The sequence below is a fragment of the Rhodococcus sp. AB351 genome, assembly GCF_049538275.1.
GTDB lineage: Bacteria > Actinomycetota > Actinomycetes > Mycobacteriales > Mycobacteriaceae > Rhodococcus.
In genome coordinates this window covers 200073-222298 of sequence record NZ_JBMVFW010000005.1, presented here as the reverse complement: position 1 = coordinate 222298, position 22226 = coordinate 200073, and the positions used below count along the sequence as shown (strand labels likewise).

Sequence of the window (22226 nt, the reverse complement as noted above, 5' to 3'; positions counted from 1 at the left end):
GAGTTCACTCGCCGCGGCGATGCGCGGTATGGCGGCGGAGGAGCGACTCGGCCAGTCCCGCCACGAGGTCCCGTGCCTCGGGTGGCCCGACGATCTCGATGTGCTCGCCGAACTGCAGCAGTTGCCGCACACCGTCGATCGAGTCGTAGGCCACCGTGATCCGCGAGACGTCCGGTCGCGGCCCCGCGCTGCTCCCGCGCAGGCGGGCACCGAGGATGCGCCGGGCGAGGTCGAGGCGGTTCGTCGCGAGATCGGCGGTGACGACGACGTCCTCGCGTCGTTCGAGCGCGTCGCCCAGTTCGCGTGCCAGGGCGGGCAGGGTCCGGCCGGGGGACAGGTGTCGAGGCCGGTCGAGCACTGTCCACGCATTCAGGCGGGTCAGCGCGAACAGTCGTGGTCGCCCCTGGTCGTCGGCCACGAGATACCAACGGCCCGCGCGGGAGAGCACACCGTAGGGATCGACGACGATCTCGCGTTCGTCGCGGTGCCCGCTCGAGCGGTAGGTGATGGCGAGTTGCCGGCCGCGCCGCAGGTCGTGGGTGAGTGCCGCGACGTCGGCCCGGTCCTCGGTGGCGAACCATCCCCGGTTGTCGACGGTGACCACCTCGGTCAGCGGCAGCAGGTCGTTCTCGCGTGCGGTGGAGGGCGTGCGCCGGGCACGTGCGGTGAGCTTGTGGACGGCGTCCCTCGCGGCGGCGTCGACACCGAGTTGCCGGGCCCGGCCCATGTCGACCCCCAGGGCGCGCAGGACGTCCACCTCGGACGCGTTGAGCCGGTTCAGGTCGGTCTGCCGGCCGGGGAGCATCACGATGCCGCCGTACCTGCCGCGTTCGGCGACCACCGGAAGATCCGCGGCAGCAAGCGTTTCCACATCGCGCAGCACGGTGCGCTCGGAGACGCCGAATTCCTCCGCGAGTTCGGCGGCCGTGACCCGTCTGCGGGCCTGCAGGACGACCAGCATGCTCAGCAACCGCTGCGGCCGGTTCATCGACTGTCCGATCTCCTTCCGAAAACACGACAGGAACTGTCGGGTTTCGGTGTCACGGTAGTCCTCGAAGCCTTCACCGCCTACCGGAAGGAGATGTCGATGACCGTGTCGTCGCCCAATCTGTTCCTGATCTACGTGACCGACGTCGACCGCGCGACCCGCTTCTACAGCGAGCTGTTCGGCATGACCCCGCAGCTGACGACCCCGCGCTACGTGTCCTTCGAAGTGACGCCGGGAGTGCTGTTCGCACTGTGGTCGGGTCACGCGGAGACGGTGGATACGAACGCGCCGCGGTTCTCGGAGGTGGGCCTGATGGTGCCGGGATCGGCCGCCGCAGTCGATGCGATCCACGACGAGTGGGTAGGAAAGGGGGCGACGGTCGTGGAGGCGCCACACGACGAGGTGTTCGGGCGGACGTTCGTGGTGTCGGACCCGGACGGGAACCTCATCCGTGTCTCCCCGCTGGACTGAGTCCCCGTTCGGCCGACCGGTCTACGACGCCTCGCGCATCGTGAGCCCGCCGAGTTCGACCGTGTACGTCTGCGATGCCTCGTCCCACCACACCGAGTAGGTGGTGGGGTAGAGGCCTCCGCGCTGGTACGCCTCGGGCAGGCGGAGTTCCTCGTGGTGCGCGGGCCGCGTCGCGAGCCACTCGCGGCTCAGCATGGGTTCGATGAACGCCTGCCGTCCGTCCCACGTGCCGTAGAGCACGGTCTCGGTGAGGTGGTGTCCCGCCGCCGGATCGTGCTCCGCCTCGGTGGTGTCCACCCAGTGCAGTCCCATGCCCGCGACGGTCGACGTCAGCGGATCCCCGGACGGTGCGTACCCCTCCGGTATGTAACGCGGGTCGGGCACGCGGACCGCGGCCGGGATGTAGCCGGGGGCGAAGGGATGGATCGACTCCACCGTGGGCCGATCCAGGAGATAGAAGTGGACGTCGAAGTGCGGGACGTCGAAGCCGTGCTGGGGATCGTGGCCGTGCGAGTTCCAGTCGACCGTGACGTGGTCGAACGCGGTGGCGGCCGCCTCCTCGGGCAACTCGAGCACGTAGGCCTCGGTGACCGGCATCAGGGCACTGGGTAGGTCGTCGAGGGCGGCCGCATCGAGTCGCACCCCGATGGTGGCCGGCGTGCCCTCCTCGTCGACGGTGACGTACGTGCGGGCGTTGCCCGCCCCGACGGGATGAGCGGGTCCTTCGACGAGGCCCGAGACGCCCCCGGCGACCGCGGGGGCGGGAGGGACGAACAATCCGAGGACCGCCGCCGAGACGATCACGGCGAGATGTCGGGCACGAGGCCGAATGTCCATGTGAGGTCCTCGATTTCCGTCGTCGTCGAGCGGCATCGTTGTGGATGCTAACTGTCGCGCGGACGGTGGATGGCCGACTAGATCGAACCGTGATGCGTGGGCGGGAAGATGCCCGTGATGTTCGAGGAAGTGGGTCCGCCAGTGCTCGCGGATGCGGCGGAACCCGATCTGTGCCCCCGGCAGGATTCGAACCTGCGACACCCGCTTTAGGAGAGCGGTGCTCTATCCCCTGAGCTACGGAGGCGTCCGGCCGGGCGGAGCCGACCTTGGCGCGTTGTGAGTGTAGCCGCCGGACGCGTGCCGTAACCAAGCGCCCGCTCTCGAGGCTCTCGAGGCCGGGCGTACGACCTGCAGGTTCCCGCCGATTGAGATCAAGGAAAGGTAACACTGGCCTTTCCCTATACCGTTTTGTTACCTTGGGTCGCCAGGAGCGGCCGGGGGATACCCGGTCGAAGTCGGGACGAAACAAGGGACACACTGTGGGACGCCATCAGCGCACACGCGAAGACGAAGCATTCGACCTCGAGACGATTCGCGTGCCGTCCTCCGGCAAGGGCCGTCACCGCGTAGAGCCCACCGGTACGTCCGCTCCGGTCAAGGCCGCCACCGTCGCCGCTGCCACGGGTGCCTTCTTTGCCGTCGGCTCGCAGATCGGCGCCGGCACCGCTGCCGCGCATCCCGGCCACGACCACGTCCAGGCCGAGGCCCCCGCGCCCAGCCTGCCCTTCGAGCTTCCCGCGGGCCTGCTGCCCGAGGGTGTCGAGATCCCGGCCATCCCCGGCATCACCACCCCGGCCGAGCAGGGCGCGCCCGAGCTGCCCGCCGAGGTCACGAACTTCCTCGACCAGTTCTCCGGTCCCAGCTGGCTCGACCAGCTGAACCCCGCTGCTCCTTCTGCTGTGCAGCCCGTCTCCGGCACCCTCACCTCCGACTGGGGTCCGCGCTGGGGCGCACACCACGGCGGCATCGACATCGCCGCTCCGCTCGGCACGCCCATCAAGTCCGCGGCCAACGGCACGGTCCTCGACGCCGGACCGGCTTCCGGTTTCGGTCAGTGGGTCCGCGTCCTGAACGACGACGGCACCACCGCCGTCTACGGCCACGTGAGCACCTACCAGGTCTCGGCCGGTCAGCGTGTCAACGCCGGCCAGCAGATCGCCACCGTCGGCAACGAGGGCTGGTCCACCGGACCGCACCTGCACTTCGAGGTCTGGGACACCGAAGGCACCAAGATCAACCCCAACGCGTGGCTGAGCGATCGCGGCGTCGTCACCGACTGGGGCGGCTACCGCGCCGTCTGATCCCACCCGCGGTATCGGATCCCACCCGACGGCACGCCGTCGATCCCACCGCAGTGTTCGATCCCACCCGACGGCACGCCGTCGATCCCACCCGCAGCGTGAGCGCGCGCTAGGCTTGGCTCGACAGACCGCGCGCCGACCCGGGGGTTCCATTGGGAGCTGAGATATCCGCTCGTTCGTTCACCGGGGAAGACCGGCGGATGTTCCGGAGCAAGGTTCGCGACTGCATGAAGGCGCTCGAGCGGATGCTTCGAGAGGACGTCTTCGTCGACGTGCACTCGTCACCCGAACCGCATCTCGGCATGGAGATCGAGTTCAACCTCGTCCGCGACGACATGTCGCCCGCGATGTCGAACCTCGAGGTACTTCAGGCGATCGACGATCACGCGGTCTTCCAGACCGAACTCGGCCAGTTCAACGTCGAGATGAACGTCGAGCCACGACGTCTCACCGGCGACGAACCCTTCGAACTCGAAGAGTCGCTGCGGTCGTCGCTGCGGCGCGCCGACGAGCGGATGCACCTGCACGACGCGCAGCTGGTCATGATCGGCATGCTGCCCACGCTCGAACTCGACGATCTCGAACGGGGCCGGATCACCGCCAATCCTCGGTACGAAGCGCTCAACGAGCAGATCTTCGCGGCGCGCGGCGAGGACATCGAACTCGATCTCGACGGTGTGCCGTTGCCCGGCAGTGATGCCGTGGAAACCCTTCGCGCCGACATGAATTCGGTGGTCCCCGAGGCGGCCTGCACGTCCCTGCAGCTGCACCTGCGGATCGCCCCCGAAGATTTCGCGACGCACTGGAACGCTGCCCAGTGCCTGGCCGGAGCGCAGGTCGCGCTCGCGGCGAACTCGCCCTTCCTCGCCGGCAAGGCGCTGTGGCACGAGAGCCGGATCCCGTTGTTCGCGCAGGCCACCGACACACGCCCGCTCGAATTGCGGAACCAGGGCGTTCGTCCCCGCGTGTGGTTCGGTGAGCGGTGGATCGACTCCGTCCTCGACCTGTTCGAGGAGAACTCCCGCTACTTCACGGCTCTCCTGCCGGAGGTCTCGGACGTCGATCCGATGTCCGAACTCGACGCCGGCCGGGTTCCCGAACTGCGCGAACTGCAGATGCACAACGGCACCATCTACCGGTGGAACCGGCCTGTCTACGACATCAGCGACGGCCATCCGCACCTGCGCGTCGAGAACCGTGTGCTCCCTGCGGGACCGACCGTCCTCGACACCATGGCCAATGCGGCCTTCTACTACGGGACGCTGCGCGCCCTGACCGACTCCGACGAGCCGCTCTGGCGCGACCTCAGCTTCGACGCCGCCGAGCGGAACCTCGTGCTCGGTGCGAAGTTCGGTCTCGACGCGAAGCTGTACTGGCCGCGCACCGGATGGGTCGGCGCCGACGAACTCGTACTGCGGTGCCTGTTGCCGCTCGCGCACCAGGGCCTCGAGGCCTACGGGCTGTCGGCAGCGGTCCGCGACCGCTATCTCGGCATCGTCGAGGGACGTGCGCTGACCCGGCAGACCGGAGCGGCGTGGCAGCGACGGCAGGTGGCCCGGCGTGAGGCTGCCGGCGAGAACCGGCGCACCGCCCTGCTCGGGATGATGAAGGACTACGTGCAGAACATGGCCTCGGGCACTCCCGTCCACGAGTGGGAGTGACGACCCTACAGTTGCAGGGTCCGCGTCACGGCCACCGTCGGCTGGACGACGACGCGATCGGCGGGCGGCTCGAAACCGGGTACCTCGCCGAGATCGTCACCGAGATCGGCGACGCGGATGCCGAGACGGCTCTCGAGCATGCTCAGCGTCAGCTCGACCTCGATCCCGTCGGGGCCGGGAGCCCAGAACAGGAAACCGAAGTCGTCGGACGGTTCGGCGCGGAAGCCGTCCACCGTTGCGCCGTGGACGTGGGCGGTGGTGTTGTCGATCCACAGTCCGACGGCCTGGGCGTCCCTCGGTGAACTCAACCGCAGTCGTATCTTCCGGGCGCTTCCGCCGGTCGTGTCCTCGAGGATCTCGACCTCGGGCGCCTCGAGCTCGGCGACCGGGGCAGGCCCGTGGTACATCGGCCGGTGCTCCCGCCACGGGAAGGCGGTGGGGAGCGGTTCGGGCCCGGTGGTGAGCAGGCCTTCGCTCCAGTCGGATCGCGGGCCGTCGGGCGATCCCCACACCGCGGCACTCCGGTCGGCGTCGAGCGAGTACCAGAGGTATTCCTGCCGGGGATCGGTCGCACCGTCCCGGTTGAGATAGCCGGCGAGCAGCGTGCCCACCACGACGATCGCGATCGTGCCGGTCGCGGAGACGACGAGCCCGCGGGTGGTCGACGCGAACGGCTCGCACAGCGGGAGCACCGCGGCGAACGTGAAGGCGACGAACAGACCGGCCACCGGTGCCCCGTAGAGGAGTCCGGCGTCGAACGACACCAGCACGGCGGGCAGGCCGAAGATCACCGAGCCGAGCGCACCGAGCGCGATCGCGACGAGCGGCCACACCGTGTCGCGCTGCGGGAGCAGCAGCGCCACCAGCAGACCCAGCGCTGTCGGCAGGACGAGTACGAGCAGCGTCAGCGGCACACCGGCGAAGGGGATACCGGCGAGAGCGAGCACCGCGACGAGCGTGAACGCTCCGCACGTGAGCGCGGCGGCCGGACGGGCACGGCCCCACCACGATCGCGCGATCAGCAGTACTCCGAGAGCCGCGACGACCGCCGCGAACTGGAAGACACCCGGCCGGTAGGGCTCGTCGGCGACCGGCGCGGCCGTGCCCGGATCGACGGTCTGCACGATCCACCAGGGCAGCCACGCCGCGCCCGCCGCGAGCACGGCGGCGAGCAGGGCCACGGCCACGGCCGCGCCGACCTGCCAGGCCGAGGCCTCACCGCGGCGCACCCGCAGCACGACGATCGCCCCCACGATGGCGGCCAGCACGATCGCGCCGACCACCTCGGCCCAGCGCGGCATGTGGAGCAGTCCCCAGGGCGCGGTCGTCACGACCTGGTCGCCGCCGTCGTCGACGGTCGCGAGATCCGATCCGGCGAGCGTGCGGGCGGTCGCGAGGGAGGTGTCGCCCATGTGCTGCAGCGACGTCCTGCTGAGACGGTCGGGGGTGTCGAGAGGGCTGTGGTAGTACGCCGATCCCGCGGAGATCGCCGTGTCGAGGGCGTGGTGGCCGTGCTCGGCGAAGCGACGGAAATCGGTGTCGTTCGGCAGCGCCTCGAAGATCAGTTCGGTGAGGGAATCCGCGTTCGCGCCCGGTGCCCCCGCCAGGCTGTCGATCAGGACGCCGTTCGGTGAGGTGATCCGGAAGGTCGTCGGCGTACCGGCGTTCCCGCGGGCCTCGTGGTTGAGCACGACGACGGGACCGGCCCGGACGGATTCCGTGCCCACGAACCGGTGGGCGCCGAGCAGACCGTTCTCCTCACCGTCGGTGAGCAGGACGACGACGTCGTTCCGTGGGGGAGGGCCGGAGTCGATCGCACGAGCGACCTCGAGGACCGTGCCGACGCCGATCCCGTCGTCGCCCGCGCCGGGGGAGCCCCGGACCGTGTCGTAGTGGGCGGCGAGCACGACGGTGCCCGTGGGATCGGTACCGTCCCGGGTCGCCACGATGTTCTGCACGCGGGCGCCGCGTTGGGTCGTCTCACCGGACCGCGCCATCCATCCGACACCGGAGTCGACGCGGGTCGACCACCCGAGTTCCTCGAGGACGGCGACGAGATGGTCACGGGCATCGGCGTGGGCAGGCGACCCGAGCGGTCGTGGGCCGCCGGCGATCGCGTCGATGTGTTCGCCGGCGCGGGCGGCGCTGAAGACATCGGCGGGAGCGTCTGCACCGAGCGGCTCGTCGGATCCGGGGAACAAGGCGACGAGGCCCGCCACGAGGAGGACTCCGATCAGTGCCAGAACACTGCTACGCCGGGACGGGGCCGGGTGGCGAACAGCCGCGGCGGAGTCCATGGGTGCAGCCTAGCCGCGAATGCAGCGGTGCCCCGGCAGACTCGGCCGGGGCACCGCGATCGGATCGGGTCGGATCAGGAGGCAGGCGCCCAGCTGTCGGGTCCGAACACTTCGTAGTGGATGTTCTCGGCCGGGACGTTGCGCTCGATCAGGGCCTCGCGCAGCGAGAGCATGAACGGCAGCGGGCCGCACAGGTAGGCCTGGGTCTTCGGGTCGAGCGGCAGATCGGAGATGTCGGCGCGTCCGACGCGGACCGTCTCGAGCGGCTGACGGTTGCCGAGATCCTCGTACCAGCGGTACAGCTGGGCCGACGGGATCTTCTCGGCGAGGGTCTCGAGCTCGCGGCGGTGGGCGTGGCTCGCGACCGACCGGTCGGCGTGCAGGACCGCGACGGGACGTTCGTCGCCGACGCCGGCGAGGTGATCGAGCATGCCGATCATCGGGGTGCATCCGATACCGGCCGACGCCAGCAGGAGCGGAGTGTCGTCCTCGGTGAGCACGAGATCACCGAAGGGGGTGGTGACCTCCAGCTCGTCGCCCTCGAAGACATTGTTGTACAGGAAGTTCGACACTTCACCGGCGGGAAGCGCGGTGCCGTCGGGTGCGGTGGTCGCGAGGACCCGCTTGACGGTGATGCGCCAGTCGCCCTTCGCGGGTGCGCTCGACAGGCTGTACTGACGGATCTGGCGGGCGCCGTCGGGGAGGTGGACGCCGACCGAGAGGTACTGGCCCGGACGGAAGGTGGGCAGCGGGGAGCCGTCGAGCGAGGTGAGGACGAACGAGACGGTGTCGGCGGACTGGTGGACGCGGTCGGCGACGCGGACGGTGCGCCAGACGTCGCCGGCCTCGACACCCGCGGCCCGGTACAGATCGGCCTCCATCGAGATGAGAGTGTTGGCCATCAGCCAGTACAGCTCGTCCCATGCCTTCGCGACCTCGGGAGTCACTGCATCTCCGAGGATTTCGACGATCGCCTCGAAGAGGTGCTTGTGGACGATCCAGTACTCGTCGGGCTTGATACCGAGCGAGGCGTGCTTGTGGGCGATGCGGGACAGGATCGCCTCGACACGGGCGGGATCGGGATCGAGCTGGAGCGTCGCGAACGCCGCGATCGATCCGGCGAGTGCCTTCTGCTGCTCACCCTGCTTCTGGTTGCCGCGGTTGAACAGATCGCGTTCGAGCTCGGGGTGGGCGGCGAACATCTTGCTGTAGAACAGCGGGGTGATGTCGCCGATGGCGGCTCCCACCGCCGGGAGGGTCGCGGCGATGACGTCCTTGGATTCGGGTGAGAGCGGCATGGTGTGTCTCCTCGTGTGTGTCGTGACGGGCTGCACCGGCGGCCTCGCCGTGGGTCAGCGGCCGGTGGGTGGTTCGAGAGTGAGCAGGACCGGGCCGGCGTCAGGGGTCGCCAGGTCGGCGATCGTGACGTCGTCGAGAGCGGCGTAGAAGGCGTCCTGTGCGGCGCGGAGCCTGGAGCGGAGGCTGCAACCGCCACGCATGGGGCACGGCTTCGCTCCTTCGCACTCGACGACCTCTTCTTCACCCTCGAGGGCTCGGGCGAGCCAACCGAGGCTCGCCGTGCGGCCGAGTTCGGTGATGGTCAGGCCTCCACCGCGTCCGCGGCGGGTGGTGACCACTCCGAGCTCGCCGAGCCGGGCGACGACCTTCGTCGTATGTGCGTACGACAGATCGAGCTGGTCTGCAATCGTTCTGGTGCTGGGCATACTCTCCGCCGGGCCGGCGACGAGATGCATCACAACTCTCAGTCCTAGATCGGTGAACCGGGTGAGTTGCATGACCTCACGGTAGTAAATTCGCATCCCAAATGACAATTTGATGTGACGTAGATCGCTGTTGCCGGAATGCATTGCAATCAAAGGAATCTCGACACGATGACCAAAGTCCGTATCCGGACGTAGCGGATCCGACTAGTCTCGGGGGCGTGAAACCACTCGGTGAGGCACCCCGCGACCACAACCACGTGACCGTCGGTGCGGACGGCTCCCCGGCCTCCGAGCGGGCGGTGAGGTGGGCCGCGGCCACCGCGGCCGGCCGGAAGATTCCGCTGCATCTCGTCCACGCGGTGGACTTCGCGCCGTCGGGCTGGACGAAACTTCCCTTCTTCCGTCCCTCGCAGGTCTTCGAGTGGAGTGAGGCCGAGGCGCAGGCGCTCCTGAAGGAGGCCGCGGAGACCGCCGAGTCGGTGGCGCCGGATCTCGAGATCACCGCAGAGCTCGCGCTCACCGGAAGCGCCAAGTGGCTCGTCGAGCTGTCCCGCACGTCGCGGATGATCGTCCTCGGTGCCACCGGGAGCACCAAGCTGGGGGAGGCCTTCCTCGGTTCCACCCCGGTCTCCGTCGCCGGTCATGCCGAATGCCCGGTCGTCGTGGTGCGGGGACCGGAAGGGCCCGTCCCCGACGAGCGTCCCGTCGTCGTCGGTGTGGACGGCAGCCCCGCGAGCCGCCACGCGGTCGACCTGGCGTTCGAGGAGGCGTCCTGGCGCGGGGTCGACCTCGTCGCCGTCCACGTCTGGAGCGACCTGAAGGTCGGGGAGATCGACGAGTCGCCCCTCGACTTCGATCCCCGCGCGTTCGAGGAGTACGAGCACTCCCTGCTGTCGGAGTGCTTCGCGGGCTACGGCGAGCGCTATCCGGACGTGACGGTCCACCGGAAGGTCTACGTCGACGGCCCCCGCGCCCACCTGCGGTCCTGGAGCGGGAAAGCCCAGCTAGTCGTGGTCGGTACCCGGGGCAGGGGTGGCTTCAAGGGGATGGTGCTCGGCTCCACCGGAAACGCGCTCATGCGCGAGGCGCAGTGCCCGGTGATGGTGGTGCGACCGGTCACTACCTGACGGCGGTAGTGTTCGGGGCACGTGGACGAACGCGCCCCGAACGGGGTGTGCAGCAGGAACGAAGGTGGCGCATGCGCATCGGAATGGGACTGAACTACAGCGGAGGTTTCGCGGAGACCGCGGCGGAGGTGGCCGACCTGGAGAAGGCCGGTCTCGACATCGTGTTCGTGCCCGAGGCCTACTCGTTCGATGCGGTGAGCCAGCTCGGTTATCTGGCGGCGAAGACCTCCCGCGTCGAGCTCGCCTCCGGCATCCTCCAGTTGTTCACCCGGACACCGACGCTCACGGCCATGACGGCGGCCGGCCTGGACTTCGTCTCCGACGGACGCTTCGTGCTCGGCATCGGCGCATCCGGTCCGCAGGTCATCGAGGGGTTCCACGGCGTTCCCTACAACGCGCCGCTGGGCCGCACGCGCGAGATCGTCGACATCTGCCGCCAGGTGTGGCGCCGCGAGAAGGTCGAGCACCAGGGCAAGCACTACCAGATCCCGCTGCCCGCCGAGCGCGGCACCGGTCTCGGCAAGCCGCTGAAGATCATCAACAAGCCTGTGCGCGAGCGCATCCCGATCATCATCGCGTCGCTCGGCCCGAAGAACGTCGAGATGACCGCCGAGATCGCCGAGGGCTGGCAACCGCTGTTCTACTACCCGGAGAAGGCCGCCGAGGTGTGGGGCGAGTCGATCGCCAAGGGCAAGGCCAAGCGCGATCCGGCTCTCGGCGACCTGCAGATCTACGCCCAGACCCCGCTCGCGATCGGCGACGACGTCGACCATATGCTCGACTGGGTCCGCCCCATGGTCGCGCTCTACGTCGGCGGCATGGGTGCCAAGGGCAAGAACTTCTACAACGACCTCGCGATCCGCTACGGCTACGCGAAGGAAGCCGAGACCATCCAGGAGCTCTACCTGGCCGGCAAGAAGGAGGAGGCGGCCGCGGCGGTGCCTGTCGAACTGCTGCGCTCGATCTCCCTGATCGGCTCGGAGGGCTTCGTGCGCGAACGTATCGCGGCCTTCGCGGAGGCCGGGGTCACCACCCTCAACGTCACCCCCTTCGCGGCCGACACCGCAGGTCGTGTGCGACTGATCGAACAGCTGCGACAGATCTGCGGCTGACCCACCGAGAAAGGTTCCGCGTGCGATGACCGAGAACAAGCCGATCGTCGTGGCCGTCGACGGATCCGACGCGTCCACGACCGCGGTGAGCTGGGCGGCACGGACGGCTGCGATCCGCGGCCTGCCGTTGCGCATCGTCACCGTCGTGCACATCCCCGCCTTCTACTACTCCGAGCCCTACCTCGCGCAGAGCTTCCACGAGGAGATGAAGGCGACGGCCCGCGACCGGCTCGACAACGCGGCCGTGCTCGCCCGGCAGATCATCGACGAGAACCGTCACGGGAACGTCGAGGTCACCACCGCGCAGCTCGAAGGCAAGGTCGTGCCCACGCTCATCGCGGAGGCCGAGCACGCCGACCGGCTGGTCGTCGGCTCGCGCGGTCTCGGCGAGGTGAAGGGTCTGCTCGCCGGTTCGGTCTCCACGGCGGTCGTCTCGCACGCGACGGCGCCCGTCGTCGTGGTGCGGGGCCGCACCCTCGACGGTGCGCCGCCGGCGGAGGGGCCCGTCGTGGTCGGTGTCGACGGATCGGTCTCGTGCCGCGACGCGGTGGAGGTCGCGTTCGAGGAGGCCTCCGCACGCGGGGCGACGCTCGTCGCGGTGAACGTGTGGAGCGACGTGAGCGTCCAGCCCTCGCTCGGCGCCGTCCCCGAGGACCCGCACTGGAGCCGGATCCAGACCGGTGAGGAGATCGTGCTCGCCGAACGTCTCGCCGGATACCAGGAGCGGTACCCGGACGTCACCGTCGAACGGGTCGTCGCCCGCGACCGGCCGGTGCGAGTGCTCAGCGAATATGCCGAGGCCGCACAGCTTCTCGTGGTCGGAACCCGCGGACGTGGTGGATTCAAGGGACTGCTGCTCGGCTCCACGAGCAACGCGCTGATCCAGACCGCGGACTGCCCGGTCCTCGTCGTCCGGTCGAAGGAGACCGAGGACTGATCCCGGACGGGGATCGATCCGGCGGACGAGCGATGCGGGGCGTCACCCGAAGTCGTCGACGCCCCGCTCGCGCAGTTCCCTCCACGCGTCGGCCGGATGCACACCCCGGCTGATCGCCCCGTTCTCGATGAGCACCCCGAGCATCTGCGAGAGGACGAACGCGACGTCCTCGACGCGTCCGCACTCGTAGCGGGCGGTCAGCCACCCGGAGACGTTCCCGGCCTTGGCGGCCTGCGCCATGTCCAGCGCCGTGTGGAACAACTCGCGGGTCGGATCGTCGATCGGATCCTCGGTCGGTGCGCTCATCGTCACCTCGATCTCTCTTCTCGTCAGAAACCCACGCGCAGGATCACCAGCGGCACGACCGGCAGGTCGAGCATCTCGGCCAGGCGCGAACCGGCGTCTTCGACGCGCAGGGGATGCGTCACGACCGACGCCGACAGTCGCGCGTCGATGGCCGCGAGCCAGCACCGTTCCACCGCCGCACCCACCCGGACCAGATCCGCCGGTGACGTCGACGGGGCGGAGAACAGCAGCACCGATTCGCGCGCGATCGCCGCCGCCAGCGCATCGATGTCGGGGATCCCGGTGGTGACCATGGCCTCGCCGGCCGCGCCGTGTTCGTCGAGGGTCGCGCTCCACGTGGTGACCACCTCGGCGTTGCCGCGCGGCTGCCAGTGGGACGTCCACGAGAACATCTCCCGCTGATAGTGCGGGTGACGCCGGCGGGCCTCCGCCGCGTAGGCGAGCACCTGGGCGAGGGCGGCGGACTCGTCGGCGGCGAGCAGGCGCACGTCGATGTCGGGTACCTCCCCGGCCGCGGCGACGACGTCGGCGAGCGTCTCCGTCGGCACCGGGATATCGGTGAACGATTCGCGGTGGCTGCGACGGTGCGAGATGGCGGCGTACAACCGCAGGTCGCGGCTGCTCGGGGTGCCCGAGCCGAGCGTCTCGATCCGGGCGATGAGTTCCGGACGTTGCGGATCGGGCAGCACGGAGGTGCGCGATCGGTTGCCGAGGACCCGGATCGCGAGCTCGAGATTCGCAAGGGCCGTACCGCACGAGATCAACCGGTCGACTCGCAGCGGGTCCGGGCCCGGCTCGGCGAACTCGAGGCGTTCCTCCAGTTCGGCGCTGTGATCGGGCAGGCGCAGATTCCACGGTTGCGTGTCGTGCACCGAGGGTGCCTCCACCACCGCACGCGCAATGATCTCGGTGTCACCGAGCGACCAGGTTCCGGCATCGACAGTCACGACATCCTCCTCGTCGGCTCGTTCGTCCCACATGTCCACCTCTGCCCCTCCAGCGTCTCCCGAGCGGCGCCCGCGGGGCAGGGGGAGAAGGTCCCCAGATGGGTGTCGAACGGCCCCGAGGACGTGGGTATCGCGGTACACCTGGGACAATGACGGGACAGCATGTCAACGAAAGGTGCCCGAGATGACCCGCGTGTTCCTCGTCGACGATCACGAGATCGTGCGGCGCGGCCTGGTGGATCTGCTGAGCAGCGTGCCCGACTTCACCGTCGTCGGTGAGGCCGCCTCGGTGGGCGAGGCCCTGGCCCGCGTGCCCGAGAGCGGCGCCGACGTCGCGGTGCTCGACGTGCGGCTCCCCGACGGCAACGGTGTCGAACTGTGCCGCGAGCTGCGTACCCGCATGCCGGGCCTGCGCGCCCTGATGCTCACCTCCTACGCCGACGACGAGGCGCTCTTCGACGCGATCATGGCCGGTGCCTCGGGTTTCGTGCTCAAGCAGATCCTCGGCACCGATCTCGTCTCGGCGATCCGCACCGTCGGTGAGGGCGGCTCGCTGCTCGACAGCCGTGCCACCGCCGCCCTCATGGAACGGATCCGGGCGTCGCGTACGGCCGATCCGCTGGCCGAGCTGTCGGAGCAGGAACGCGCCGTCTTCGAGCTCATCGGTGAGGGCCTGACCAACCGGGAGATCGCCGAACGGCTGTTCCTCGCGGAGAAGACCGTGAAGAACTACGTCTCGCGCCTGCTGGCGAAGCTCGGCATGCAGCGCCGCACTCAGGCCGCGGTGCTCGCCACCGAACTGCGCAACGAGCGCGGCAAGCCGACGTCCTAGTCCGACGGGTGCGGGACCGGTCCCGTCAGAGCGGGACCGCCCACAGCACCCGGGTGCCGCGCGGATCGGCGGGGCCGATCTCGCACGTCCCGCCGCACTGCACGGCGCGCCGCTCGAGGTTCGCCAGGCCGCTGCGGCGAGGCGTGTCGGGCAGACCCGTGCCGTCGTCGAGGATCTCGATCCGGAAGTCGTCCTGAACCGAGACCGACACCGAGATGTTGTCGGACTGCGAATGACGCAGCGCGTTGCTCAGCCCCTCGCGGAGCACGGCTTCGGCGTGCGGGTGGATGCGCATCGGCACCAGTGTGTCGATGGGGCCGACGAACTGCACGTTGGGTGCCACCGCGGAGTGGATGCTCAGATCGCCCACGACGTCCAGCAGTCTCCGGCGCAGGCTGTTCGACGCCGCCGCGCCGGTGGTGTGCAGATCGAAGATGGTCGTGCGGATCTCGCGCACCGTCCGGTCGAGTTGCTCGATCGCGTGGCGGATCACCTCCACGATGCGTTCGTTGTCCGCTCCGTCCGCGGTCGCGCTCTGCAGACTCATACCCGTGGCGAACAGGCGCTGGATGACGTTGTCGTGCAGGTCCTGTGCGATGCGATCGCGATCGGCCAGCACGTCGAGCAACCGCTTCTTGCGTTGCTGTTCGGCGAATTCGAGGGCCACGGCCGCGAGGTTCGCCATGGATTCGAAGCGGGCCACGTCCTCGTCGTCCCACGGTTCGGTACCGGCCTCGCGGGTCGCGACGAGCACGCCCGTGACCGTCGACGTCGCCGACAGCGGCAGCACCACCGCGTGGCCCTCGTCGCCCTGTTCCGTCGGCGGCAGTCCCTCGAGAGTGTCGAGGTGCATCGGCTGCCGGCTCTTGAGTGCTTTGAGCACAGGCGATCCGGTGAGATCGAAACGCTTGTCCTTCCCGCACGGGATCGCGGGGGACGCGGCCTGCAGGCGGCCGTGATGCCCGTCGACGAGCACCACATAGGCGCCCGCACACCGGGCGAGTTCGCGGACCTGGCCGGTGAGCATCGACAGCGTCTCGTCCACCGACCCACCCATCAGCAACCGGGAGTTGATGGATGCCATTGCGGTGAGCCATCTCTCGCGGGCAAGGGAGCCCTCGAACAGGCGCGCGTTCTCGACGGCCACGCCGGCGGACATCGCGAGCACCTTGAGGATCACCTCGTCCTCTTCGGTGAACTCGGGTGCGCCCAGCTTCTCGGTGAGATAGATGCTGCCGAAGACCTTGCCGCGCACCATGATCGGTGTGCCGAGGAAGCTCTTCATGGGCGGATGGTTGGGCGGGAAGCCGATGGAGGCGGGATGCTTCGACAGGTCGCCGAGGCGGACCGGCCGGGGATCGTTGATGAGCAGACCAAGGATGCCCCGACCCTCGGGCAGGTGGCCCATCACCTCGCGCTGCGTCGGATTGATCCCGACGTACACGAACTCCGACAGGCCACCGTCGGCGGCGCGCACACCGAGCGCGCCGTAGCGGGCGTCGAGGAGGGCGGTCGCGGCGGTGACGATGCGCTGGAGCATGGAGTCGAGTTCGAGACCCGATCCCACGACGAGCACCGCTTCGAGCAGTCCGCGCAGGGTCGTCGGGGCGTCGACGGAGTCGTCGAGCCGGTCGCGGAGCTCGGCGAGCAGCGTGTCGATGGCGACGTCGGTGGGTTCGATCATGACTTCTTCTCTTCCAGCAGGTGCAGCGCGGCGGATACGGCGGATTCCGAGGGATCCGTCTTCGCGCGGCTCAGGTCGTGTGCGGCCCCGGTGACCTCGACGAGGGTCGTGGCCGCGGGCAGGAGATCGAGTGCCTCCCGCAGTTCGTCGAAGGTACCGAAGGGGTCGCGGTCGCCGTGGACGAACACCGTGGGCATCGAGATCTTCGGCAGGTGCTCGGTGCGCAGCTTCTCCGGCTTGCCCGGGGGATGGAGAGGATAGGACAGCAGGACGAGGGCGTCGGCGATGCCGGGTTCGTCGGCCGCCAGCATCGACGTCTGGCGGCCGCCGTAGGAGACGCCGCCGAGCAGCAGGGGCCCGGACACGCGTTCGCGCAGCTCCGCGGCGGCGGCGGCCACCCCCTCGCGGTCCTCCGGGGCGCGGGACGGCTGCGGAGGACCCTTCGGCTTGCGACGGCGGAACGGCAGGTCGTAGCGCAGGGCGAGGAAGCCGGCGTCGGAGAACCGGCAGCACATCGACTGCAGGATCCGGGCGTCGCAGTTGCCGCCGGCGCCGTGCGTCAACGCGACGGCACCCCGCGGGCTGCCCTCGGGAAGATGCAGGTGACCGGCCACGGTGCCGGTGTCCAGCGGTTCGACACTCACACCGATACGGTAACCGCCGCGTCGGCGACGTCTCCTCGGGCCTCCGTGCTCCGCAGCAGGTCGCCTGTGCTCCGTGCCGCAGGTCGCGCGTGCTGCTCCGTACCTCTACCGGCCGGCCGCCGCGCTGCGGGGGATCGGGCCGATGTCGGAATGGCGACCGGGCACGAGCTCGGCATGCCGCCCGCCCGGGCCGGGACCGCGGCGGGCGGCCAGTGCGTCGGCAACGGCACCGGTGACGAAGCCGTAGACGCTCTTGTGGAGGACGTCGATCGCCAGTTCCGAACGGGGCCACGTCTGCGGCGGTGCTCCCACGCCGGTCGCGTTCTCGAGGATCTGATCGTTGGTGAGACGGACGACGGTGAACTTCGACGATGCGAGCGGCCCCCGCAGGCCGACCTCGGCCATGACCGAACGCAGGACGCCGAGTGCGATGCCCTGCCCGAAGTGCATCGCCCAGTTCAGGGCGGTCGAGTGCTGCCCGGCCGATTCGGACGCGCCCGTCAGCCGTGCGAGTACGCGGCCCGGCACGTGGGAGTTCGGTCGCCCGGTGACGGCCTGCTCGATCTTCTCCCCGACGGTCATGGCGGCGACGCCGGCCGCACCGGCGACCAGGCCTTCCCACAGTGCGTTTCTCAGCATGACCGCTCGGGTACCCGCCGCGGGATCGGAACAACCCGTATTCCCAGGGCGGAGTCCTACGGACGGCACGGTGAAGGAGCGATGACGGGAGCGACACGACCCGGAGACACACACGGCGGAATCTCGGTGCGGCACTCCGCGATCAGCGGTGCCCTGCTCGGTGTGGCGCTCATGGCGGCGATCGACGAGATCGTCTTCCACCAGATCCTCGGCTGGCACCACTTCTACGATCGCTCCACACCCGCGGTCGGTCTCGCGTCCGACGGTCTGCTGCACACCGCCGAGTTGCTCGTTCTCGTAGCGGGATTCGCGTTGCTCGCGGATGTGCGCCGCAGGCACGCCCTGGCGGTACGGCACTTCTGGGCGGCGCTGCTCATGGGAGCGGGCGCGTTCCAGTTGTTCGACGGGCTGGTGAACCACAAGGTGTTCCGCGTCCACCAGATCCGCTACGACGTCGACGTGTGGCCCTACGACCTGGCCTGGATCGCAGGGGCTCTCGTGTTCCTCGTCGCCGGTGCGCTCCTGTGGTGGTCGGCGCGACGGAGCGCGCGCCCCACCGGGCTCTCGGACGGATAGGAGCCGTCGGTGCACGACCATCCGACACAGGCGGGACCGGGAGCGCTCGCTCTCGTCGTTCTGTTCGCGGCAGCGGTGGCCGTCGCGCTGTACATCGGAGCGGCCGTGCGGCTGCGTCGACGCGGCGACGCCTGGCCGTGGTGGCGTGACGCGAGTGTCGCCGCAGGTGCCGGCGCCGTCGCTGCGGCAGCGGTGCTGCCTCTCGGCACGGCAGCGGTGCTGCCTCTCGGCACGGCGGCGGTGTTCCCTCTGTCCGGTGGTCCGTTCACCGCGCACATGGCCGGGCATCTGCTCGTCGGGATGGTCGGACCCCTGCTGATCGTGCTGGGCAGGCCGATGACGCTGCTGCTGAGGACCGTCCCGGTGGGAGGCGCACGTGCGGGTCTGCTCACCGTGCTGCATTCGCGACCGGCCGCACTGCTCACGGCGCCGGCCGTCGCGGCCGTGCTGGACATGGGTGGGCTGTGGGTGCTCTACCGGACGCCGCTGTTCGCTGCCATGCACGACGACCCGCTCGTCGCGACCGTCGTCCACCTGCACGTCTTCGCCGCCGGGATGCTGTTCACCGTCGCGATCTGCCGCCTCGATCCGCTCCGCCGCCGGTACGGTCTCGCGCATCTCGCGGTGGTGTTGCTCGTGGCCGGCGCGGCTCATGCAGTGCTGGCGAAGACGCTGTACGCGCAGTCACCTCCCGGCACGATGTTCGCCGCGTCCGATCTGCAGGCGGGTGCCCAGCTGATGTACTACGGCGGCGACGTGGTCGGTGTGGCCCTGGCCGTCGTGCTCGCCGTCCGCTGGTACGGCGAGATGGGGCGTGCCCGCGCGCGGGCGGTCACGGTCGGTCGCGCTCGACCGGCCGCGTGAGCCGGACCCACATGCGGTGCAGCATCGCGGCGAACACCACGACCCAGGCCGCCACCGCGACCCACAATTCGGCGGCACCGATCGCCCCGACCAGCGGCAGATCGTCGGCGCGACCCAGATACATCCCCGCGACCGCGTACATGCCGAGTGGGAAGACGATCGACCACAGGGCCGAGTCGTAGGTCAGCGGCACCCGATGGACGCGGTGACGCCACCAACCGGCCGCGACGAGAGGCGGCAGCAGCCACGTCGCGAAGGCCCAGATGACGACGGCGAGGCCCGCGATCAGTCCGCGGGTCGCGTCCACCATCGGGGCGTCGTCCATCTCGACGATGCGTGAGCCCGCCACGACGGTGATCGAGCACGCTCCCATCGACACCCAGTACGGTGCGGTCAGGTCGGTGGGACGCAGCGGGTACTGCAGCATCCGCGCCGCGACGAAGATGCCCGCCGCCGCGTACAGGAACAGGCCCACACCCCAGGTGAACACCGCGACGGCGGCGAGGAGCCGGTCGAGTTCGCGGTAGACGGGCTGGAGCGTGGCCGCGGCGATGGCCACCGATTCGCTGGCAACGACCCAGATGAACCACGTCCCGTTGGCCTTTGCGAGGACGGGACGCTCCGCCGTGCCGAGCACGGCGGTCCACGGGACGACATATCCCAGTACCAGCCAGGTCGCCGCCGCGCCCGCGAGCAGCACCGCCGCGGTGGAATGCCGGCCGTCCATCATCAGCCGTACGCCGAGCACGTTGCTGCCCGCGACGAAGGTGAAGAAGCCGAACGCCCGCCCGGAATCGGCGAGATCGGCGCGGACCTCGTCGCGGAACGCGAGGAACCGCCACACCGACATGGCCACGAGCGTCGCGTATCCGATCACGGACACGATCAGCAGCGCGGCCGATGCGAAGTGGAAACCGCGGAGATGGAGGCCGGTGGAGACGATGCCGCCGGCCATGACGAAGGCGAAGTAACCCGGCGCCAGGGTGCGCACTTCTTCGCGGAGACGGGGACGGGCCTGCACGGCGCGCACGCTACTTCAGCAGGCGGGACATCCGCCGGTCGGCGAGGACCTTCCCTCCGGTCTGGCAGGTGGGGCAGTACTGGAACGAGCGGTCTGTGTAGGAGACCTCGCGGACGGTGTCGCCGCACACCGGGCACGGCTCGCCGGTACGCCCGTGCACGCGCAGCCCCGACCGTTTCTCTCCCTTGAGGCGCGCCGCGTCCTGCCCGACCGAGCGGGTGACGGCGTCGGTGAGCACCGACCGCATCGTCCCGTACAGCGTGGTCACCTCGTCGTCGGTGAGCTTGCCGGCCGCCGCGAACGGCGACTGCTGCGCGACGTGCAGGATCTCGTCGGAGTAGGCGTTGCCGATCCCCGCGAGAACCTTCTGATCGGTGAGCAGCGTCTTGAGACGCGAGGTGCTGTCGGTCAGGAGCTCGGCGAACTCGTCGCGGGTGAGGGCGAGTGCATCTGGGCCGAGGCGGGCGATGCCCGGCACCTGCTGCGGATCGTCGACGACCCAGACCGCGAGGCGTTTCTTCGTGCCGGCCTCGGTGAGATCGAAGGCCGGTGTCGTCGCGTCGGGGGCGAACAGGTGCACGCGGAGGGCGAGCGGACCGCGACCGAGTTTCGGGGGAGTCTGCGACGGTTCGTCGAGCCAGCGCAACCAGCCGCCGCGCGACAGGTGCGTGATCAGATGCAGCCCGGAGCAGTCGATCGCGAGGAACTTGCCGAAGCGCGCCGCTCCGGTGATGTCGCGTCCCTGCAGCGCCGTGATCGGCGGGTCGGCCGTCTGCAGCACGCTCAGCGCCGCGACGTCGATGCGTCCGACGACGCTGCCGACCGCGTGCTCGCGCAGGAACACCGCAAGTGCTTCCACCTCGGGGAGCTCGGGCATGGGAACAGGCTACGGTCGCCGGGCCGTTCGCGGGTGGCGACGGACACCTTCGAGCCCCCGATAGACTGCGCTCGTGACTGTGTCGACGCCCTACGAAGACCTGCTGCGCCTGATCCTCGAGACCGGCGCGGAGAAGGCCGACCGTACCGGAACCGGCACGCGGAGCCTGTTCGGCCACCAGATGCGCTTCGATCTGTCCGAGGGCTTCCCGCTGATCACCACGAAGAAGGTGCACCTGAAGTCCATCGTCTACGAACTGCTGTGGTTCCTGCGCGGCGACTCCAACGTCAAGTGGCTGCAGGAGCACGGCGTGACGATCTGGGACGAGTGGGCCGCACCCGACGGTGACCTCGGCCCGGTCTACGGCGTGCAGTGGCGCTCGTGGCCGACCCCCGACGGGCAGCACATCGACCAGATCGGCCAGGTGATCGAGACCCTGCGCAGCAACCCCGACTCACGGCGCATCCTCGTCTCGGCGTGGAACGTGGCCGAGCTCGACCGGATGGCACTGATGCCGTGCCACGCCTTCTTCCAGTTCTACGTGGCCGACGGCAAGCTCAGCTGCCAGCTCTACCAGCGCAGCGCCGACATGTTCCTCGGTGTGCCGTTCAATATGGCCAGCTACGCGCTGCTCACCCACATGGTCGCGCAGCAGACCGGACTCGAGCCGGGAGAGTTCATCTGGACCGGCGGCGACTGCCACATCTACTCGAACCACATCGAGCAGGTCACCGAACAGCTCACCCGCGAGCCGTATCCCTACCCGACGCTGAAGCTGCACCCGCGCGACTCGATCTTCGACTACCACTACGAGGACGTCGAGGTCGTCGGCTACCGGCACCATCCGGCGATCAAGGCGCCGGTGGCCGTCTGATGGGGGATGTCACCCTCGTCTGGGCCCAGGCACGCGGCGGGGTGATCGGCCGCGACAACACCATCCCGTGGCACATCCCCGAGGACATGGTGTTCTTCAAGGACGCCACGATGGGCAAGCCGGTGATCATGGGCCGGCTCACCTGGGATTCGCTCCCGGTGCGGTTCCGGCCGCTGCCGGGCCGCCGGAACATCGTCGTCACCCGCAACGTCGAGTGGTCGGCCGAGGGCGCGGAGACCGCGATGAGCCTCGAGGACGCGCTGACGCTCGCCGGTGAGGACGAGGTCGTCGTGATGGGCGGGGGCCAGATCTACGCGCAGGCGATGCCGTTCGCGACGCAGTTGCTCGTGACCGAGGTGGACCTCGACGTCGCAGGAGATGCGACCGCACCCCCGATCGGCGCCGAGTGGGTGGCCGAGGCCGGGGAATGGATGACCTCCACCAAGGGAATCAGGTTCCGCTGGATCCGGTACGCGCGAAGCTGAGTTCTCGCGGCGGCATCTGAGC

Annotated in this window: 23 protein-coding genes and 1 tRNA gene; 11 read left to right on the top strand and 13 right to left on the bottom strand. The window is 69.4% G+C overall.

Annotation, left to right across the window (positions count from 1 at the left end; all coding sequences use genetic code 11):
• Window positions 1–4: 4 nt before the first annotated feature.
• On the bottom strand, window positions 5–988 hold the full coding sequence (locus ACPCXD_RS13425; RefSeq protein ID WP_160873833.1) for a helix-turn-helix transcriptional regulator: 984 nt from the start codon (window positions 986–988) through the stop codon (window positions 5–7).
• A 99-nt stretch (window positions 989–1087) separates the two neighbouring features.
• Between ACPCXD_RS13425 and ACPCXD_RS13420 the strand changes: the two genes are divergently transcribed.
• Window positions 1088–1459: a VOC family protein gene (locus ACPCXD_RS13420; RefSeq protein ID WP_229567350.1), complete on the top strand. Its 372-nt coding sequence runs from the start codon at window positions 1088–1090 to the stop codon at window positions 1457–1459.
• A 21-nt stretch (window positions 1460–1480) separates the two neighbouring features.
• Here ACPCXD_RS13420 and ACPCXD_RS13415 read toward each other — a convergent pair whose 3' ends face one another.
• Window positions 1481–2296, bottom strand: coding sequence for a DUF5602 domain-containing protein (locus ACPCXD_RS13415; protein WP_229567351.1), 816 nt, complete (start codon window positions 2294–2296; stop codon window positions 1481–1483).
• Window positions 2297–2467: 171 nt separating this feature from the next.
• Window positions 2468–2540: transfer RNA gene (locus ACPCXD_RS13410), tRNA-Arg, on the bottom strand.
• A gap of 235 nt (window positions 2541–2775) precedes the next feature.
• Here ACPCXD_RS13410 and ACPCXD_RS13405 point away from each other — a divergent pair.
• Together ACPCXD_RS13405 and ACPCXD_RS13400 are read left to right on the top strand one after the other, a co-directional pair.
• Window positions 2776–3597 (top strand): M23 family metallopeptidase, encoded by an 822-nt coding sequence (locus ACPCXD_RS13405; protein WP_160873835.1) that lies wholly within the window; start codon window positions 2776–2778, stop codon window positions 3595–3597.
• A 152-nt stretch (window positions 3598–3749) separates the two neighbouring features.
• The gene (locus tag ACPCXD_RS13400; RefSeq protein ID WP_172414911.1) at window positions 3750–5258 is read left to right on the top strand and encodes a glutamate-cysteine ligase family protein; all 1509 of its coding nucleotides are present in this window, start codon (window positions 3750–3752) and stop codon (window positions 5256–5258) included.
• Window positions 5259–5263: 5 nt separating this feature from the next.
• On the opposite strand, the gene ACPCXD_RS13395 is transcribed toward ACPCXD_RS13400, so the two are convergent.
• The 3 genes from ACPCXD_RS13395 to ACPCXD_RS13385 form a co-directional block, all read right to left on the bottom strand.
• Window positions 5264–7555, bottom strand: a complete 2292-nt coding sequence (locus ACPCXD_RS13395; RefSeq protein ID WP_423659902.1) for a M28 family peptidase — start codon at window positions 7553–7555, stop codon at window positions 5264–5266.
• 74 nt (window positions 7556–7629) lie between these two features.
• Entirely contained in the window at window positions 7630–8853 is a 1224-nt protein-coding gene (locus tag ACPCXD_RS13390) for a globin domain-containing protein (protein ID WP_423659900.1), read from the bottom strand.
• Between the two features lie 54 nt (window positions 8854–8907).
• The gene (locus ACPCXD_RS13385) at window positions 8908–9351 is read right to left on the bottom strand and encodes an RrF2 family transcriptional regulator (RefSeq protein ID WP_026061139.1); all 444 of its coding nucleotides are present in this window, start codon (window positions 9349–9351) and stop codon (window positions 8908–8910) included.
• Window positions 9352–9497: 146 nt separating this feature from the next.
• Between ACPCXD_RS13385 and ACPCXD_RS13380 the strand changes: the two genes are divergently transcribed.
• The 3 genes from ACPCXD_RS13380 (at window position 9498) to ACPCXD_RS13370 (ending at window position 12455) form a co-directional block, all read left to right on the top strand.
• Window positions 9498–10406 carry a universal stress protein gene (locus tag ACPCXD_RS13380; protein WP_423659897.1) on the top strand — a complete coding sequence of 303 codons (909 nt, stop codon included), beginning with the start codon at window positions 9498–9500 and terminating at the stop codon, window positions 10404–10406.
• A 71-nt stretch (window positions 10407–10477) separates the two neighbouring features.
• Complete coding sequence (locus ACPCXD_RS13375; RefSeq protein ID WP_088897747.1) at window positions 10478–11518, top strand: LLM class F420-dependent oxidoreductase; 1041 nt, start codon at window positions 10478–10480, stop codon at window positions 11516–11518.
• Between the two features lie 25 nt (window positions 11519–11543).
• Window positions 11544–12455, top strand: coding sequence for a universal stress protein (locus ACPCXD_RS13370; RefSeq protein ID WP_016692200.1), 912 nt, complete (start codon window positions 11544–11546; stop codon window positions 12453–12455).
• 42 nt (window positions 12456–12497) lie between these two features.
• Here ACPCXD_RS13370 and ACPCXD_RS13365 read toward each other — a convergent pair whose 3' ends face one another.
• Together ACPCXD_RS13365 and ACPCXD_RS13360 are read right to left on the bottom strand one after the other, a co-directional pair.
• On the bottom strand, window positions 12498–12767 hold the full coding sequence (locus ACPCXD_RS13365) for a hypothetical protein (protein WP_016692199.1): 270 nt from the start codon (window positions 12765–12767) through the stop codon (window positions 12498–12500).
• Window positions 12768–12784: 17 nt separating this feature from the next.
• Window positions 12785–13741 carry a nitroreductase family protein gene (locus ACPCXD_RS13360; RefSeq protein WP_051032983.1) on the bottom strand — a complete coding sequence of 319 codons (957 nt, stop codon included), beginning with the start codon at window positions 13739–13741 and terminating at the stop codon, window positions 12785–12787.
• A gap of 151 nt (window positions 13742–13892) precedes the next feature.
• Here ACPCXD_RS13360 and ACPCXD_RS13355 point away from each other — a divergent pair, with 151 nt between their 5' ends.
• The gene (locus tag ACPCXD_RS13355) at window positions 13893–14540 is read left to right on the top strand and encodes a response regulator transcription factor (RefSeq protein ID WP_033096942.1); all 648 of its coding nucleotides are present in this window, start codon (window positions 13893–13895) and stop codon (window positions 14538–14540) included.
• A 25-nt stretch (window positions 14541–14565) separates the two neighbouring features.
• On the opposite strand, the gene ACPCXD_RS13350 is transcribed toward ACPCXD_RS13355, so the two are convergent.
• From ACPCXD_RS13350 to ACPCXD_RS13340, 3 genes are all read right to left on the bottom strand, one after another.
• Entirely contained in the window at window positions 14566–16224 is a 1659-nt protein-coding gene (locus tag ACPCXD_RS13350; RefSeq protein ID WP_016692197.1) for a sensor histidine kinase, read from the bottom strand.
• Window positions 16221–16868 (bottom strand): alpha/beta hydrolase family protein, encoded by a 648-nt coding sequence (locus ACPCXD_RS13345; RefSeq protein ID WP_145693422.1) that lies wholly within the window; start codon window positions 16866–16868, stop codon window positions 16221–16223. The genes ACPCXD_RS13350 and ACPCXD_RS13345 overlap by 4 nt, the downstream gene beginning before the upstream one ends.
• 105 nt (window positions 16869–16973) lie before the next feature.
• A complete protein-coding gene (locus ACPCXD_RS13340) occupies window positions 16974–17507 on the bottom strand; it encodes a hypothetical protein (protein ID WP_145693421.1) in 534 nt (177 codons plus the stop codon).
• Between the two features lie 81 nt (window positions 17508–17588).
• On the opposite strand from ACPCXD_RS13340, the gene ACPCXD_RS13335 reads away from it, so the two are divergent.
• Both ACPCXD_RS13335 and ACPCXD_RS13330 read left to right on the top strand, forming a co-directional pair.
• A complete protein-coding gene (locus ACPCXD_RS13335) occupies window positions 17589–18083 on the top strand; it encodes a DUF2243 domain-containing protein (protein ID WP_145693420.1) in 495 nt (164 codons plus the stop codon).
• 9 nt (window positions 18084–18092) lie between these two features.
• A complete protein-coding gene (locus ACPCXD_RS13330) occupies window positions 18093–18947 on the top strand; it encodes a cytochrome c oxidase assembly protein (RefSeq protein WP_145693419.1) in 855 nt (284 codons plus the stop codon).
• Here ACPCXD_RS13330 and ACPCXD_RS13325 read toward each other — a convergent pair.
• Together ACPCXD_RS13325 and ACPCXD_RS13320 are read right to left on the bottom strand one after the other, a co-directional pair.
• Window positions 18916–19977, bottom strand: coding sequence for a tellurite resistance/C4-dicarboxylate transporter family protein (locus tag ACPCXD_RS13325; protein WP_186455325.1), 1062 nt, complete (start codon window positions 19975–19977; stop codon window positions 18916–18918). The two genes, ACPCXD_RS13330 and ACPCXD_RS13325, sit on opposite strands and share 32 nt — an antisense overlap.
• 1 nt (window position 19978) lies before the next feature.
• A complete protein-coding gene (locus ACPCXD_RS13320; protein ID WP_088897741.1) occupies window positions 19979–20845 on the bottom strand; it encodes an Fpg/Nei family DNA glycosylase in 867 nt (288 codons plus the stop codon).
• Between the two features lie 73 nt (window positions 20846–20918).
• Between ACPCXD_RS13320 and ACPCXD_RS13315 the strand changes: the two genes are divergently transcribed.
• Window positions 20919–21719 carry a thymidylate synthase gene (locus tag ACPCXD_RS13315; protein WP_301846196.1) on the top strand — a complete coding sequence of 267 codons (801 nt, stop codon included), beginning with the start codon at window positions 20919–20921 and terminating at the stop codon, window positions 21717–21719.
• Window positions 21719–22204, top strand: a complete 486-nt coding sequence (locus tag ACPCXD_RS13310) for a dihydrofolate reductase (RefSeq protein WP_301846197.1) — start codon at window positions 21719–21721, stop codon at window positions 22202–22204. The genes ACPCXD_RS13315 and ACPCXD_RS13310 overlap by 1 nt, the downstream gene beginning before the upstream one ends.
• The last annotated feature ends 22 nt before the right edge of the window (window positions 22205–22226 follow it).

What these genes read in the sequence shown, in the direction of transcription:
- ACPCXD_RS13425 (WP_160873833.1), bottom strand. Translation starts at nt 988, where the DNA reads ATGAACCGGCCGCAGCGGTTGCTGAGCATGCTGGTCGTCCTGCAGGCC.
- ACPCXD_RS13420 (WP_229567350.1), top strand. Translation starts at nt 1,088, where the DNA reads ATGACCGTGTCGTCGCCCAATCTGTTCCTGATCTACGTGACCGACGTC.
- ACPCXD_RS13415 (WP_229567351.1), bottom strand. Translation starts at nt 2,296, where the DNA reads ATGGACATTCGGCCTCGTGCCCGACATCTCGCCGTGATCGTCTCGGCG.
- ACPCXD_RS13395 (WP_423659902.1), bottom strand. Translation starts at nt 7,555, where the DNA reads ATGGACTCCGCCGCGGCTGTTCGCCACCCGGCCCCGTCCCGGCGTAGC.
- ACPCXD_RS13390 (WP_423659900.1), bottom strand. Translation starts at nt 8,853, where the DNA reads ATGCCGCTCTCACCCGAATCCAAGGACGTCATCGCCGCGACCCTCCCG.
- ACPCXD_RS13385 (WP_026061139.1), bottom strand. Translation starts at nt 9,351, where the DNA reads ATGCAACTCACCCGGTTCACCGATCTAGGACTGAGAGTTGTGATGCAT.
- ACPCXD_RS13375 (WP_088897747.1), top strand. Translation starts at nt 10,478, where the DNA reads ATGCGCATCGGAATGGGACTGAACTACAGCGGAGGTTTCGCGGAGACC.
- ACPCXD_RS13370 (WP_016692200.1), top strand. Translation starts at nt 11,544, where the DNA reads ATGACCGAGAACAAGCCGATCGTCGTGGCCGTCGACGGATCCGACGCG.
- ACPCXD_RS13360 (WP_051032983.1), bottom strand. Translation starts at nt 13,741, where the DNA reads ATGTGGGACGAACGAGCCGACGAGGAGGATGTCGTGACTGTCGATGCC.
- ACPCXD_RS13355 (WP_033096942.1), top strand. Translation starts at nt 13,893, where the DNA reads ATGACCCGCGTGTTCCTCGTCGACGATCACGAGATCGTGCGGCGCGGC.
- ACPCXD_RS13350 (WP_016692197.1), bottom strand. Translation starts at nt 16,224, where the DNA reads ATGATCGAACCCACCGACGTCGCCATCGACACGCTGCTCGCCGAGCTC.
- ACPCXD_RS13340 (WP_145693421.1), bottom strand. Translation starts at nt 17,507, where the DNA reads ATGCTGAGAAACGCACTGTGGGAAGGCCTGGTCGCCGGTGCGGCCGGC.
- ACPCXD_RS13335 (WP_145693420.1), top strand. Translation starts at nt 17,589, where the DNA reads ATGACGGGAGCGACACGACCCGGAGACACACACGGCGGAATCTCGGTG.
- ACPCXD_RS13320 (WP_088897741.1), bottom strand. Translation starts at nt 20,845, where the DNA reads ATGCCCGAGCTCCCCGAGGTGGAAGCACTTGCGGTGTTCCTGCGCGAG.
- ACPCXD_RS13310 (WP_301846197.1), top strand. Translation starts at nt 21,719, where the DNA reads ATGGGGGATGTCACCCTCGTCTGGGCCCAGGCACGCGGCGGGGTGATC.